The organism is Paenibacillus sp. FSL E2-0190, from assembly GCF_037992965.1.
Lineage (GTDB): Bacteria > Bacillota > Bacilli > Paenibacillales > Paenibacillaceae > Paenibacillus_AQ > Paenibacillus_AQ odorifer.
Map to the genome: position 1 here is coordinate 6,233,151 of NZ_CP150306.1, position 15,836 is coordinate 6,248,986.

The window sequence follows — 15,836 nt, forward strand, 5'->3', positions numbered from 1 at the left end:
CATTTACTCACAAACTTACATTTTGTAAGTCATTGTGTTATAATAATCACATTCCTCCATACACGGACAGGCTTTAGCAAATATATGAATAACAAGGGGTTTGTGAGCATGAGTAACGAAGCAACCGCAGCACCAGCATCCGATTTTGAATTTGGTATCTATACCTTAGGAGACATCGTAGCGGATTGTCATACAGGGAAAAAGATCAGTCCAAAACAACGTCTCGACGAAGTTGTAGCTGCAGCTAAGCTGGCAGATGAGGCGGGACTTGATGTATTTGGTGTAGGTGAGCATCACCGTCTTGATTTTGTAATTTCTTCGGTGCCAGTGGTGCTGGCTGCCATTTCTCAGGTTACTAACAGAATTAAACTAACGAGCGCAACAACCGTATTAAGTACCATTGATCCTGTACGGGTGTTCGAGGATTTCGCCACACTTGATTTGCTGTCGAATGGACGTGCAGAGATTATTGCGGGGCGTGGTGCTTTTGTGGAGTCTTTTCCGCTCTTCGGGTATGAGCTTGAAGATTATCACCGTCTATTCTCCGAGAACATCAATTTACTCTTGGAGCTTAACAAACATGAAGTTATGAACTGGGAGGGCTCCTTCCGTTCATCTCTGAAGGATTCGGAGATTGCTCCACGTCCATTGCAAGAGAATCTTCCGCTCTGGATTGGTGTAGGCGGTTCTCCAGAAAGCGCGGAGAAGGCCGGGATGCTCGGGACCGGAATGGCTATCGCCATCCTAAGCGGCAGTCCAGAGCCTTTTCAAGAGCTTGCCGCAACCTATCGGCGTGCCGGAATTCAAGCAGGACATCCACCTGAGGATCTAAAGATTGCGATCACTAGCCACGGCTACATTGCTGAAACCTCACAGCAGGCTTTGGATGAATATTACTCTTACTACTATAGTTACCGTAACTCTATCAGTCCAAAACCGGGTCAAGAGTACAAGGTGTCTCGTGAGGACTTTGGGCAATATGTATCTGCTGATAACACGATGGCTGTGGGCAGCCCGCAGCAAATTATCGAAAAAATTCTCTATCAGCATGAGCTGTTCGGTCATAGCCGCTTTATGACTCAGCTCGATATCGGCGGCCTTCCTTACGCTAAGGTAGCCAAAGCCATTGAACTTTTGGCAACAGAGGTTGCACCTGTCGTACGGCGTGAGATCGCCAAGAAGAACAGCCGTTAGAATGGAATACCAAAAAGGGGCCCTCAAGCCAACGGCTGAGGCCCCCTTTTTATAAAAAAAATCACGCAAAGGATGGTTTATTATTATCTACTTTTCCGCTGATAAGCTTCTTATATTCGTCGTCTCCGCCGTCCAAAGAAGGTGCAGTATAAATCTGAGCTGAAGCTGGCTGCTGAGCAGAATGACTCGAGCCTGCTTTTCTTTTGGTGCTTTTGTCATCGCCGCCTGCACTCCTGCTCCCACCACTCGCAGATCGGAGAACAGCATCGGATAAGCTGTTAATACCTTTTATTCTCTTCATGCTGAATCCTCTCCTACTAAATGATTGATGGTACGGAATAAATCCTGATTATTCCCAACTACCGCCTTAAGATCATCTGCAGATAATCCATCACTTCCTGAGAAATGAACGGAAAGAACATACTTCTTACCTAGAGGATAGCATAGGATATATACCTCTGCAACTTCCGTGCGTTGAAAAAAAGTCCATTTACTCGATAAAAATGCATCTACCACACTAGGCTGCTTCTCATTCCCTTTCGTTACAGACAAGGGATAGGAGTGACCGCGTCCGACATTCCCCCCCACCTGAACAAGTTGTTCCTTCTCTTGTGCCTGCCAGATGGCTGCACCGATTACACGACAATGCTTCGGAGGTAAAAAGGAATTGCGTATCGCCTCACTAAGTGCGTGATACTTCTCTCCATTCTCGGAGATGGTCACATTACTATTATATTGCCAAAAAAAATGAAGGATACTTTCCTTGCGCCTTAAATCCATCCTTAGCTGCTCTAAATCTTTAAGCGGGTCACGGAATCTTCCACGCTCTTGAATACTATCAATAATCTTACCACAGCTCACATCCACAGCAGCCGTAGGATTATCGTGATGTACTTCATACTCTAAAGATGTAATTCCCGCTAAATCAGATAGCAGATGATATTCTTCTACATTTTCTCCAGGGATGAGATCATCACGCGCAGTTACCTGATCAGGCACTAGACAAAAAACACGGCTGCGCCGTAATCTAGCCCAAAACAAACCCATTTCAAACCCCGTATTATCGCGGGTCACATAATAATATTTACCACGGATTTTGGCGACATCATCTGGCGAGAACACAAATACGGCAAAATCGCTCTCATCCAAATTTCGCTCCAACGCCTCCATAGTGTATTCATTCGCCCGAAAAGCGTTGGCATACCAAGGATGCACTTCAGCATCCCTCTTCAGCTGCTCATGAATCGCTCTTGCATAACGTATAGACTCCCTGGAAGATCCAATGAATAGCTTTGGTTTAGTCACGGCAATGCTCCTTCATCCTCTTTCCCGATATGTAATAATTATACAAGTCTTTAGACCACCAGAAAAGAGGCCATATTCTCAAAAAATATTATTCTAAACCTCGTAAATTGGGTAAGGAATTACGACTACTCTCAAAAAGCGAGGATACTATGAACAAAATGATAGGTGTCACCCTGCTCACAGCTTGCCTTTTGGGTATAGCAGCGCCACAGTCTGCTGAAGCAAAGACAGCAGCGGGAAGTTATACCGCACAGGTATATGCGAGTTCTTTAAATGTACGCGATGAACCGGCTAAGAATGCAACTGTTGTAGGATCAATTAAGAATGGGGCTCGGGTTACTGTGACTGATGAGCAGCATGGATGGTTAGAGGTTAAAGCGGGGAGCACCTCTGGCTGGGTAGCGGGTTATTACCTAAAAAAGGTGAACAGCAACTCCCTGCAATCCAGCGCTTCTGGAACGTCTATTGCTACTAAAACCAATACTGCCTCGTCAACATCAGCCAATACTTCTAGTAGAACTTCAAAGGCTACAGTCACGGCTGATTCTCTGCGCATCCGAAGTGGCCCAGGAACTCACTATAAGGTGCTCGGTTCTTTAAAAGCCAAGGATACAGTCACTCTCCTTCTTCATCAGAACGGCTGGGCTCGAATTCGCACAGTCAGCGGTGAAACCGGTTGGGTGGCAGAGCAGTATATCCGAAGTGGAAGCACATCAAGCAGTACAAGCAGCATAAGCACCGTCCAGCATAAAGGCGGACTACGAGGAAAGCTGATCGTCATCGATCCTGGTCATGGCGGCAGTGATCCGGGCATGCTTGGCACTACATATAACACCATGGAAAAAGATTTGAATCTGCATACTGCACTTTATGTCCGCGATGCTCTTGTTGCTAAAGGAGCACGGGTAGAGATGACGCGCACCCGAGACGATCAGAAGCCGACGTTAGCTCGTCGTGTTCAGATGAGCCAAGCCCTGCGTGCTGATGCTTTTGTAAGCGTTCATTATAATTCTTCACCTAAAAATGTGTCCGGAACGTTGACCTTCTTTTATTCAGAAGCGGATGATTTGAAGCTGGCGCGGGCGATTGAAACCCGACTGGGGCAAGGCATCGGTCTGAAAAGCAACGGGTTGTCCTTTGGCGATTATCACATCCTAAGGGAGAATCGGATTCCAGCTACCTTGGTTGAGCTTGGATTCCTTACCAATCCTACAGACGAGTCCATTGTCCGCAAGGCCTCCTATCAGAAAAAAGCGGCTAAAGCCATCGCTGAAGGCGTTGCGGATTATTTTAAATAACTGGCTGGAACAACACTCCAAAAAAAGCCCGACCCATGTATCTCTCAGGTATGATCTGAGGAGATCTGTGGGTTGGGCTCTTTTGACTGCTTCCTTATACGAGCATTTGATAGACCAAGAACAAGTTCAACGATACAACCAGACCGGAGATAATCCAGCCCAGAGTGGCTGTCACTTTGCGATTCACTAACCCGCCCATAATCTGGCGATTGCTTGTAAACACAACCAGCGGAATCAACGCGAACGCAATCCCAAAGGACAGGATCACCTGACTGATCACGAGTGCTTTGGTTGGATTCACACCAAAACCAATGATCGCTAGTGGCGGAATGATGGTAATCGCACGGCGCAAGTACAGGTTAATTCTTTTGTTGATGAAGCCTTGCATAACCACATCGCCAGCCATAGTCCCTACGGAGGAACTCGACAGTCCCGCAATGAGTAGTCCCAACCCAAACGAGATCGCCGTTACTGGCCCAGCTAAGTGACCAAATTGTTGAAACGCGACATCCAGATCCTCAACCACGAGACCATTTTTGAAAAACAATGCCGCGGAGACAATAACCATAGCCAGATTTACTGCACCTGCGATAATCATCGCAATAATAATATCTATAAATTCCAATTTGAAAATCTGTTTTTTCTCCGATTCATTCACCCCGACGATACGGTTCTGTGTAAGTGATGAATGCAGGTAAATCGCATGTGGCATCACGGTTGCACCTAGAATTCCTGCGGCCAATAGGATGCTGTCCACCCCTTCAAACTTAGGTGTAAACATGCCTACGGCAACTGCTCCCATATCCGGTTTAGCTACAATAACTTGAAAAGCGAAGGCTAATACGACTATAAGGATCATCGCAGCAATCCCTGCCTCTAGGGAGCGGTATCCCCGGCGTTGCAGCTCTAAGATAGCAAATGAGCCCACCGCAGTAATCAGTGCTGCTGGCAGCATGGGAATATCAAATAAGAGATATAGTCCTAATGCCGCCCCGATAAACTCTGCCAGATCCGTAGCTATAATCACTAGCTCACTTTGAATCCATAAGAAGATAGATACACTCTTCGGAAAACGATCATGAGCGATCTCAGGCAAGTTCTTGCCTGTCGCAATCCCCAGCTTGGCGGATAACGCTTGGATTAGCACAGCCATTAGATTAGAGGCCACGATCACCCACAATAAGAGATATCCATATTTGGAGCCCGCCGTAATATTGGTGGCAAAATTACCTGGATCCAGATAAGCAACAGCAGCGATAAAAGCTGGGCCTAGAAAAGGAAGTAATCGTTTAATCCCTTTGATCTCCCCGTTAAGTACGGCTTGTGCTGAAACCGAGTTCTTATGTTGTTTTATATGTGGTTGTTCTACTAAAGTTTGTTCGAGCATTTCAATTCCTCCTCTTGCCCTGAAAAAGTTGTCTATATACACGAAAGTTTCCCCTGTGCAACTTATATTTAAAGTATATGCTTATTTCTGAAAAATGTAAACATGTTTCATATGGAATTTTCATTTGCTTGTTCACCAACGACTAGGCACAAAAAAAGCTGGACGATGATCAGGAATTACCCGATCTTCGCCCAGCTTAAGCTGCTTATGAATTTTTCTTCCATGTGTCCTTGAGCGGTACTATCCGGTTCAGCACCAGCTTATCTGCCGTGGTATACTTCTTATCCACACAGAAAAATCCGTGCCGGATCAATTGAAATTTATCTTCTGGCCTTGCGTTGCCCATTGATGGCTCCAGCAAACAATCCTTCAGGACCGTTAAGGAATCCGGATTAAGATACTCGTCCCAGCGCTCACCGTCTTCTTTAGGACCGTCGTTATCTTTCAGCAGACGCTCATATAGATGAACATCAGCCTTGATAGCATGGTCTGCCGATACCCAGTGAATGGTTGCCTTAACCTTCCGTTCATTAAACCCGCTTCCGCTCTTCGTTCTCGGATCATAGGTGCAGCGAAGTTCTAGGATTTCTCCTGTAACTTCATCCTTGATTACTTCATTGCACTTTATGAAATAAGCACCCTTTAGCCTTACTTCGTTCCCCATAGTCAGCCTGTGGTAACCTTTTGGCGGCTCCTCCATGAAATCTTCTTGTTCAATATAAAGGATCCGTGAAAAAGGAACCTCTCTTTCTCCAAGTGACTTATCTTCACTGTTATTCTCAATCGTCAGCCATTCATTATGATCTTCAGGATAATTAGTAATGACCACTTTTAAAGGCTTAAGAACAGCCATCACACTTGGAACCTTTGCCTTCAAATCTTGTCTAAGCGCATGCTCTAACATGGCAATATCCACGATGGTGCTATTTCTGACAAAGCCAATTTCCTTCACAAAATTCCGGATACTCTCCGGCGTAAAACCTCTTCTGCGTAAACCGCGAAGCGTAGGAAGTCTCGGGTCATCCCAGCCATCCACATAATGGCCTGTAACCAGTTGTCTGATATACCGTTTACTCGTCACAACTCCGGTGATGTTCACCCGTCCAAACTCTCTTTGCTTAGGAGCCTCAGGGATATCCAGCTCATTCAATACCCACTCATAGAGCGGCCGATGATCCTTAAATTCAATCGAGCATAAGGAATACGTAATCCCTTCGATAGCATCTTGTATAGGATGGGCAAAATCATACATCGGATAGATACACCATTCGTTACCCGTTCTATAATGCTCCGCATGAATGATTCTGTAAAGCACCGGATCACGTAAGTTGATATTAGGTGAGCTCATATCTATTTTAGCCCGCAACACTCTGGCTCCCGTTGGATAATCTCCAGCTTTCATCTCCGTAAATAACCGCAAATTCTCTTCCACAGAACGCTCCCGGAACGGGCTGTTTTTTCCCGGCTCCGTAAGCGTCCCTCTATAGGCTGTCACCTCTTCAGGTGATAAATCACAGACATACGCCTTTCCTTTTCGGATTAACGTAACTGCGCTATTGTATATTTTCTCAGAATAGTCTGATCCATAAAAAATATGGTCCGGTGGATAGCCCATCCATTGAATATCTTCGATGATGGCATTTACATACTCCAGATCCTCTTTTAAAGGATTGGTGTCATCAAAGCGCAAATGGAACTTCCCGCCATACTTTTTCGCAGTCGTATAGTTCGTATGAATAGCATACGCACTGCCAATATGCAGATACCCGTTAGGCTCCGGTGGAAATCTCGTGCATATATCTCTACTGTAAGTCCCTGCTTCCAGCTCTTCTTGAATCCATCTGTCGATGTAACTCACTGATAATACTTCCGGTTCCTCGTTCATTGGTGTTACCTCCTGTTTATAAGTGATATCCGCCTGCTTAATCTGCAAAATAAAAAGAACCTCACCTCCAAGACTTATGGTCTTGGGGACGAAATTCTCGCGGTACCACCCCAGGTTCATTAATATGTCGCCATATTAATCTCATCAAGTACGGCAAAACATCTTGCGCAGTGCTTATACTCTAGCTCTATAACAGGAGCTCCCGTCATACCATCCCCTTAGTCCGGTTCCGATATGCCGCTCAGAGGCTTGTTTCGATAAAATCCCCCTTACCCTGTTCTCATCATCCAGGGCTCTCTGTGAAGGAATGATTTCATGTACTCTTCTCGTCATCGCGTTTGATTATTTTGTATAGGATACCAAAAAGATAACCCTATGTAAATGTGCTTATTCCCCGCTAAGCGCCGTTAGGAGCTCCAATACTACTTCATTGTCAGGCTCTGCAGCCAAAGCTCTCCGCGCGTATTCCAATGCAGCAGCTTCAGCTCCTAGCTCGTAGTTACAAATTGCCATGCTATACAGCACTGATGCCAATGGTTCTTCCGTGCTCGCATGCATGGAGCGTTCTAAGTAACCCAATGCTTCCGCAAATTTATCCATTTCATACAGCAGCAACCCCGCATCTAGCGACAGATCATAACTCTGTTCCATCGGATAATAGCCCGTCCACATCAACTGTATACCTCGCTGTAGATCCAGCATTTCTTCATCACTGGCACCCGGCAGCAGCTCCGAAATTTGTTCAGCGCTATGGATAAACCATTCAGCATCATACCCACCCAAACGCCAAAAGGCCAAAATTTGCTGCAGCCCCATCGTACCTAATTGCTGATCCATCCATTCCTTCATACTAAAGAAATCATCCGGGCCAAAACGTTCTATAAACCGCTTGTAACCCAGCCGAGTGTTTGTATAGCTCAGCGGTGTTGGTAGCATAAGAATACAGCCGATGTTCAGGTTTTTATAGTGATGACTGGTGAATATTGAATGCGCCCCTTTTTGTTTCAGCACATGCTCTATCGCATGATAATTCGCGGTCAAAGAGAAGCTTCCGTGATGAATCAGCAATGGAGGTTCTGCAAATTCCCAGTTCTCTAAGCGATGGTCTCCCTTATCCGCTGTAAGCAGCACGAATCCCTCTGTAGAGAGCCGCGCAAGCCGCTCCAGACAAGTAAGCCCCACCACCGGAAAGAGTATATGTGAATCCTCCAGCTTCTGCTGATAAAGCGTTATAACGTCATGATAGGGATAAGTCTCCTCTTCATAACTAGCCGCACGCCGATAATGGTACTGCGGGATGATTTTGCCGAGCGCATCGGAGGGGTTATCCGGATCAACTTCCGCCGAATACTGGATCGAAACCTCACATTCATATATTTTTCCTTCATCCACATAAATTAATTCTTGCGGAATGCTGTCAAAAAAGTAATTTGCCACAATCACCAATGGCTGCTGTAAATCACCCGGCCGAATGCTGAGCTTAGCGTGTACTAAATGTAGTTCTACATCCTGCACAGCATCAAAACGAGCGAAGTCCAAAATACCCTGCTCTACGTAAGGAAGTAGGCTCGGGTGCTGCTGCCAGCTGGATATATTTTTGGAAGGCAAATCACTCATCACATAACGAAAAGGAGGAAGAGGAATATCTGCGTAGTCTACGATTTCACATAACTTTTTAAGCACATGGAAGGCTAACCGGCCTGCTCCCGCTCCAAGTTCTAGAATCGTAACGGTCTCTGAGAGATTCCCTTGTCCAGCCCGGTCTTGCAGAAATCCAAAGATCATCTCTGCGTATGCTGTCGCAATCATAGGGTTACTCGTGATGTACTGCGGGACCTGATCATTATTCCAAGCCTTTAATCCCTGCTCTTCATAATATGTTCGTTGCAATTCCCAAATCGGTGCTTCGCTGAAGCGATATTGCTGTTCTTTGTTACCTGTCATCTGTTTCTTTACCCGCTCTCTGTCTAGCTTGTTGGAATAATCTATAGCAATTGCCTTATTGCGCTCTCAAGGTGCGTGACCTGAAAATGACGTATTCAGCCTCTGTTGGAATGGTAACGGAAAATGATAATAATGCCGCCTTGGAGGTTGAGGAATCAGGTCCTTTCAACGTTTGATAAAAAGAATTCCCTTTACTGTCCACACTCACCAGCTCTAATTCCGCGTTTCCTTTAGGGATGATGAATCCGGAGGTATTTTGCACGCCTAAGGTCAATCTATATTCTTTCCCGGATTGAGCCTGCGTTAGCATAGTAGGATATAACGGATACGGATGTGTTGTCGTTTCGAGTGGATAAGGAGCAAGCGCACGATCTGCCTCAGGCTTCACCCATTCCTCCCCTTTTCTGGCTCCAATACCAAGGGTTAATTTATTCACATTATTAAATTGCACTTCCCAGCGAAAAGACTTAAGCCCTTCTAAAATGGGGGACGCCGGAACAAACAGAGTGCCATCCTTTATCTCTGGAGCAACGCCTAATGAATCTACGGTCTCCCCATTAAAATCTGCCTCTAGCTGCCCTGCTTTAATATTTCCTACCGATCGGTCCAGCAGTGAAACAGTAATACTCTTGCTCAGAGCGTCATAGAGCAAATCTGCGCCAATCGCATTGGAGAAGGCTCGAATCGGCACCATTAATTTACCTGCTTTGAAATAAGGGGCGAGTTTACCTGGAAAAAGCACGTAATATCCCCCGTATGACAGTGGCATTACCTGTGTCCCTAACTGGACAGCTGCCGACACCGATGTAGGTGTAACCGCAGATCCCGCGGCGAACATAATCACTAATAGACCTATTACGTAAGCTTTTATTTTCCCTAATCGTTGTAAGGACTCCTTGATGTGAATCATCACAAACCCCTCTCCAGTTCATCTAGAACCTTAGCCTCTATTAGTAATAATCAATGATGACCCTACACATGTCAACTTGTACCACTTCTGCTATCCATCATAAAAGACAGCATTCCGCATATATTTTCATTGAACTCTTAAGGAACAAGAAAGGAGAACATCTTATGACTTCTGCTGGACAGGATTCGGCAAACAAAACAAACATCCCCCAGCCCATCCGAAGCGATGGCACAGGGGGATTAGATAAAGGACCCCGCGATGTTATGCGGGATCTTGAGAATCCGGATATGTTCGTTCCTCCGGTGACTGATGCGGGCCTGGTTCCCAATTTGAAATTTTCTTTCTCTGATGCGCATATGCAGCTTAATCATGGTGGCTGGTCCAGAGAAGTAACCGTCAGAGAACTCCCTATCGCAACTACACTGGCAGGTGTGAATATGAGCCTGACCCCCGGTGGAGTACGAGAGCTTCACTGGCATCAGCAAGCGGAATGGTCTTATATGCTGTTAGGCCGCGCCCGGATTACTGCTGTGGATCAGAATGGACGGAACTTTATAGCAGATGTAGGACCTGGTGATCTATGGTATTTTCCGCCGGGTATTCCTCACTCTATACAAGGTCTTGAAGAAGGCTGTGAATTTCTCCTTGTCTTCGACGACGGAAGCTTCTCTGATCTGAATACCTTGTCTATTTCCGATTGGTTCGCCCATACGCCTAAAGAGGTACTTTCAGCTAACTTTGGAATACCTGCCGAGGCCTTTGACTCCATCCCCACTGAACAAGTCTATATTTATCAGGATCAAGTTCCCGGCTCATTACAAAGCCAAAAGGTGCAATCGCCATATGGAGAAATTCCACAGAGCTTCAAACATTCGCTGTTGGCACAGCCTCCATTAAAGACTCCTGGCGGGAGCGTCAGAATCGTTGACTCCAGCAACTTTCCGGTCTCCAAGACCGTGGCTGCTGCACTGGTAGAGATTGAACCTGGAGGAATGAGAGAGCTCCACTGGCACCCCAACAACGATGAGTGGCAATATTATCTTACCGGAAAAGGACGGATGACTGTGTTTGCCGGAAACGGTGCAGCACGTACCTTTAATTACAGGGCTGGCGATGTTGGGTATGTTCCTTTTGCATTTGGACATTATATTCAGAATACAGGAGAAGAATCGTTGTGGTTCCTCGAGTTGTTCAAAAGTGACCGTTTTGCCGACGTCTCTCTGAACCAATGGATGGCTCTCACTCCCCATGAATTAGTTCAAAGTAATTTGAACGTTGGGCCCGAAGTGATCAATGCCTTACGGAAAGTGAAATGGCCAGTGGTGAAATACCCTAAGTTAAAAGAATAGGTTACTTCCTCCCTTTTGCTTATTCACCCGTCTCCGCAAATTGTTTGATTCTTTCACCAATCTGGTCACGCACATGCTGGAACACTGCCCACTTCTCTTCATCACTCCCTTGCGCTTTTGCCGGATCATCGAAGCCCCAGTGTTCCCGTTTGACCTTCGGAGGGGTCATTGGACATTTATCCGCAGCATCTCCGCATAAGGTAATGACCAGATCGGCATTATTCAGCAGATTAGCATCAATAATATCCGAAGTCTGGCCGGAAATATCTATGCCTACTTCGCTCATCGCTTGTACAGCTTTTGGATTTAGACCGTGAGCTTCAATACCTGCACTGTACACGCTCCATTCTTTTCCTAGATATTGCTTAGCCCAGCCTTCAGCCATCTGACTTCTGCAGGAATTCCCTGTACATAAAAAATAAATCGTTCTCTTGTTCATCTTGATCTTCCCCTGTCCAAATTAGTTAATCAACAACCACATATAAAGACCTAAAAGCGTAATAAATAACGTTGGAATGGTTAAAATAATACCTGTCTTAAAATACGTTCCCCAAGAAATCTTCACGCCTTTAGCCGAAAGTACATGTAGCCACAGCAGTGTGGCGAGTGAGCCAATTGGAGTGATCTTCGGTCCTAAGTCCGAACCTATAACATTCGCATATATTAAAGCCTCTCTAATGATTCCAGTGGTATGCGTCGCATCAATGGCAAGCGCGTCAATCAGAACGGTAGGCAGATTATTCATCAGCGATGAGATCAATGCAGCTATGAAGCCCATACCCATCGTTGCGGCAAATAAGCCCTGATCAGCAATAGACCCAATCATCTTAGCAAGTAAATCCGTCAGCCCAACATTTCGAAGTCCATATACTACGACATACATTCCGATAGAAAAGAACACAATCGCCCAAGGCGCTCCGGTAATCACTTCTTTCACCTTGACGTAAGGGCTTCTTCTCGCGAGAAGAAGGAACAAAATAGCTATGATCCCCGCAACCACAGATACCGGAATACCCAAAAATTCGCTGACAAAATATCCTACCAAAAGAACAGCCAATACAATCCATGACAGCCGGAACATTTTTTTGTCTTTAATCGCCTCATGCGGATCTTTTAGCTGTGAATCGTTAAAGTGCTTGGGAATACTTTTGCGAAAAAAGAAATAGAGCACCACGATGCTCGCCACAAGTGAGAACAGCGTAGGTATGATCATCTTGCCTGCATACTCCATAAACGTAATCCCGAAAAAATCCGCTGATACGATATTGACCAGATTGCTGACCACGAGCGGCAATGAGGTGGTATCGGCAATAAAACCGCTGGCGATAATAAACGGAAATACTTTTTTCTCATCAAAATGCAGCGCCCTTACCATCGCAAGCACAATAGGCGTAAGAATCAGAGCCGCTCCATCATTCGCAAAAAATGCAGACACTAACGCACCAAGAACGATGACATACACAAACATTCGTCTGCCATTCCCGCGAGCAGCCCGCGCCATATGTAAAGCAGCCCATTCAAAAAATCCGATTCGATCCAGAATTAAAGAAATCAGAATAATAGCCACAAACGCTAAAGTAGCATTCCACACGATCTGCGTTACATCCAGAACATCATTAAAGCTGACTACCCCAGCTAGCAAAGCTATAATCGCGCCACCGCAGGCTGACCATCCAATCGATAAATTACGGGGCTGCCAGATTACAAGGATTAAAGTTACTAAAAATATAAGGATAGCTACAATAGCCAAAGTGCCATCCCCCTTTTACTGCCAATCCACATCTTTTTCAACACTCCTATATAAGCATGTGACTTCAATCCAACATCATTATATAACTATATAGTTATATATAAGTCATAAAAATTCTTACCTGAAATTTAGTCGCAGCATGGCTCTTTAGCCTCTTTATTCAGTTCAGCCAATATCGATTTGGAACTAGGCATCTGTTGAAGAACAGCTTTAAGATGTGGTTTATCCTCGACATTTAACGAATAATGTACCCACTGTCCCCGCTTGCTTTCCCGAACGATTCCTCTACTTTTCAATTTCCGTAAATGCTGGCTAATCGCCGGCTGGGAAATGTCAAAGATATCAACGAATTCACACACGCACCATTCCCGCTCTTTCAGAAGAGAAAGCATTGCCAATCGTGTCTTATCTCCGAACAGCTTCAAGTCTTCAGCAATTTCCGTTAGTGTCTGCATTCCTTCTCTCCTCCTCTTGAAAGTATATAAGCTAATACTTATATTCTAGTGAATCTACCAGTCGGAAGCAAGAGTTGATTTTTAGCGGGCTATCGTCCACTCATGCTCCAACATACTGAACATCAAAGAATCCAGGCATCAGGATGGACAATATAGCCGATTTCGCCGCTTCTGTCCGTATGGCTTCTAATATTTAATTCAATCATGCCGATCAAATGTTCAGTTCCTACTGCAACTATGGCTTGCGCGAACCGAGTTCTGGGAACTTTTTGAGAGTCTTCTATTGCTTGGTTCACAAATGAAAGGGTCTGCGTTTGCCTTAAGCTTCAGCCCGTTAACTATTCATAGGGTTGAGAGACAGGGATCGAGACAATAAACTGAGTTCCTTCCCCAACCTTGCTCTCCACTTCTATTTTACAATCATGCATTTTTAGAATTTTTAAAACAATGGATAATCCAAGTCCATTCCCTTTATGAACGCTGCTCCGCGCTTTATCCACCATATAAAAACGATCAAAAATGCGGGGCAATGCTGCCTCTGGTATGCCTTGACCAGAATCTTTAATAGAAACCTTCACAAACGCTATAGAACGCTCGATTTCGACATGAATGATACCCTCTTGGCTTGTATATTTTATAGCATTATTGATAAGGTTTTGCCAGACTTGATCAAACAAATCTTTATCCACCGTAATTTCGCAGGGCAATAAATCTAATTCTATCTGAATGTTTTTCTGTGCCCATTGTGGCTCCGCCAGAACGATCGCTCTTCTTAACTGTTCATCCAGCTGAAAAGTGGTGAGATTAACCGGATGATGTTCTGAATCAAGCGACGCTAATCTAAGCAGATTGTCACTTAGGCGGGATAAGCGCAGCGTTTCCTGATAAATAATATCCAGATGCTCTTTTTGCTCTTCTACTGGAACCACACCATCTTGCAGCGCTCTAGTAAACCCTCTAATGGACGTAAGCGGAGACTGCATTTCATGAGAGACATTGCTGACAAAATCATCACGAACAGAGTCTATCTTTTGCAGCTCACTAGCCATATGATTAAAGCTTTCCATCAGTTCCCCAAACTCATCTTGATTTTTATGCGTCAAGCGCACAGATAAATCGCCTGATGCCATTTTTTTAGCTGCTTCCGTCAGACGTTTGATTGGCCTAACAATGAATCCAGACATCAAGAGAATCAGTAAACTTCCAATGACTAAAACCGTTAGAAGTGTAAAAAACACGTTGCGTCTGAATGTGATCAAGCTCGACGAAAAATCAATCTTAATGATGAGCGCAGCTTTCTCCTTATCTACGATGGGAATGCCAACAATAGCAACACCAGACTTATCATTAAGCATCACTGCGTCTGTGGAAACTGGCTTAAATAGAGCGGCAACCTTCTCCTTATCCACTGAAAAAACAGCATCACTCCACTCATTCACTCTCACTTTCGCAATATCGACACCATATTTATTGAGCAGTTTAGTAAATGCCTGTGCTTTTTCCGGATCATCGATTAGGGTAAGCACTTTGGCTACGTCTCCAGCTACTCTAATGAAGATATGGTTTGGGGTCACATTATTTTCGGAAAACCGTACATTTAGCAAAAAAGAGATCATTAAGCTGACGATCACAATCCCAATGAACGTAATGACAATACGCAGACGCAGGCTTTTTTTCAACATTTAGGCCAACTCCAGACGGTATCCAAGTCCTCTTACCGTAGAAATAATTAGCTCGGGAATCGATTCAAGTCTTTCTCTCAGACGTTTGATATGCACATCTACCGTACGCTCGTCGCCTTCATAATCGACACCCCAAATATTTTCTATGAGCTGAGAACGCGTGAATATTTGCCCTGGCGAACCCGCCAGAGCAAATAACAACTCACATTCCTTTTTCTTCAACTCCACCGTTCTCTGAGCCGTAACAACGTTCAAATTCCCCAGATCAATCATCACTGCGCCTAGTTGAATCACACTCGAGGAGGTTAAATGATATCTTTTTAATAGTGATTTTACCCTCAGGACCAATTCAATGGGATCAAACGGTTTGACTAAATAATCATCTGATCCGGCATTAAATCCTCTGACTTTGTCCTTAGATTCTCCTCTAGCTGTAACCATCAGAATTGGAATATCGATATAAGATCGGATATCTTCGGTCAATTCAATACCATCTACATTTGGCATCATCACATCTACAATCACCAAATCGATCTTTGTATGCGCTAGAATGTCTAATGCCTCTTGACCGTCTGCTGCTTCCACTACGGAAAATTGGTTTTTTTCAAGATATAATCGTATTAATCTACGGATATGAGAATCATCATCCGCCACTAGAATCGTGTTCATCTCTCAAT

Annotated in this window: 14 protein-coding genes and 1 other annotated feature; of the genes, 3 read left to right on the forward strand and 11 right to left on the reverse strand. The window is 44.8% G+C overall.

Features of this window, described 5'->3' with window-relative positions; translation table 11 throughout:
- Positions 1-108: 108 nt before the first annotated feature.
- Positions 109-1,194 (forward strand): LLM class flavin-dependent oxidoreductase, encoded by a 1,086-nt coding sequence (locus tag NST25_RS27345; protein WP_340392899.1) that lies wholly within the window; start codon positions 109-111, stop codon positions 1,192-1,194.
- A 61-nt stretch (positions 1,195-1,255) separates the two neighbouring features.
- On the opposite strand, the gene NST25_RS27350 is transcribed toward NST25_RS27345, so the two are convergent.
- Entirely contained in the window at positions 1,256-1,495 is a 240-nt protein-coding gene (locus NST25_RS27350) for a hypothetical protein (RefSeq protein ID WP_036680302.1), read from the reverse strand.
- Positions 1,492-2,499: a TIR domain-containing protein gene (locus NST25_RS27355; RefSeq protein ID WP_179086322.1), complete on the reverse strand. Its 1,008-nt coding sequence runs from the start codon at positions 2,497-2,499 to the stop codon at positions 1,492-1,494. Before NST25_RS27355 ends, NST25_RS27350 begins: the two co-directional genes overlap by 4 nt.
- A 149-nt stretch (positions 2,500-2,648) precedes the next feature.
- Between NST25_RS27355 and NST25_RS27360 the strand changes: the two genes are divergently transcribed.
- Positions 2,649-3,797, forward strand: coding sequence for an N-acetylmuramoyl-L-alanine amidase (locus tag NST25_RS27360; protein ID WP_076303106.1), 1,149 nt, complete (start codon positions 2,649-2,651; stop codon positions 3,795-3,797).
- 94 nt (positions 3,798-3,891) lie between these two features.
- Here the strand turns inward: NST25_RS27360 and NST25_RS27365 are convergent, their stop codons facing one another.
- From NST25_RS27365 to NST25_RS27380, 4 genes are all read right to left on the reverse strand, one after another.
- Positions 3,892-5,184 carry an Nramp family divalent metal transporter gene (locus tag NST25_RS27365; protein WP_076303107.1) on the reverse strand — a complete coding sequence of 431 codons (1,293 nt, stop codon included), beginning with the start codon at positions 5,182-5,184 and terminating at the stop codon, positions 3,892-3,894.
- Between the two features lie 205 nt (positions 5,185-5,389).
- Positions 5,390-7,069, reverse strand: a complete 1,680-nt coding sequence (locus NST25_RS27370) for a glutamine--tRNA ligase/YqeY domain fusion protein (RefSeq protein WP_340392901.1) — start codon at positions 7,067-7,069, stop codon at positions 5,390-5,392.
- 81 nt (positions 7,070-7,150) lie between these two features.
- Positions 7,151-7,411 (reverse strand) — a binding site (T-box leader).
- A gap of 45 nt (positions 7,412-7,456) precedes the next feature.
- Complete coding sequence (locus tag NST25_RS27375; RefSeq protein WP_076185463.1) at positions 7,457-9,013, reverse strand: SAM-dependent methyltransferase; 1,557 nt, start codon at positions 9,011-9,013, stop codon at positions 7,457-7,459.
- A gap of 55 nt (positions 9,014-9,068) precedes the next feature.
- Entirely contained in the window at positions 9,069-9,923 is an 855-nt protein-coding gene (locus NST25_RS27380; protein WP_340392903.1) for a copper amine oxidase N-terminal domain-containing protein, read from the reverse strand.
- 164 nt (positions 9,924-10,087) lie between these two features.
- Here NST25_RS27380 and NST25_RS27385 point away from each other — a divergent pair, with 164 nt between their 5' ends.
- The gene (locus tag NST25_RS27385) at positions 10,088-11,272 is read left to right on the forward strand and encodes an oxalate decarboxylase family bicupin (protein WP_340392905.1); all 1,185 of its coding nucleotides are present in this window, start codon (positions 10,088-10,090) and stop codon (positions 11,270-11,272) included.
- A 19-nt stretch (positions 11,273-11,291) separates the two neighbouring features.
- Here NST25_RS27385 and arsC read toward each other — a convergent pair whose 3' ends face one another.
- From arsC to NST25_RS27410, 5 genes are all read right to left on the reverse strand, one after another.
- Positions 11,292-11,711, reverse strand: a complete 420-nt coding sequence (gene arsC / locus NST25_RS27390; RefSeq protein WP_076304789.1) for an arsenate reductase (thioredoxin) — start codon at positions 11,709-11,711, stop codon at positions 11,292-11,294.
- A 21-nt stretch (positions 11,712-11,732) separates the two neighbouring features.
- Entirely contained in the window at positions 11,733-13,022 is a 1,290-nt protein-coding gene (locus NST25_RS27395) for an arsenic transporter (RefSeq protein WP_076277127.1), read from the reverse strand.
- A gap of 128 nt (positions 13,023-13,150) precedes the next feature.
- Positions 13,151-13,477 carry a metalloregulator ArsR/SmtB family transcription factor gene (locus tag NST25_RS27400; RefSeq protein WP_076128778.1) on the reverse strand — a complete coding sequence of 109 codons (327 nt, stop codon included), beginning with the start codon at positions 13,475-13,477 and terminating at the stop codon, positions 13,151-13,153.
- Positions 13,478-13,815: 338 nt separating this feature from the next.
- Positions 13,816-15,159, reverse strand: a complete 1,344-nt coding sequence (locus NST25_RS27405) for a HAMP domain-containing sensor histidine kinase (protein WP_340392906.1) — start codon at positions 15,157-15,159, stop codon at positions 13,816-13,818.
- Complete coding sequence (locus NST25_RS27410) at positions 15,160-15,828, reverse strand: response regulator transcription factor (RefSeq protein ID WP_076128780.1); 669 nt, start codon at positions 15,826-15,828, stop codon at positions 15,160-15,162.
- Positions 15,829-15,836: the final 8 nt, after the last annotated feature.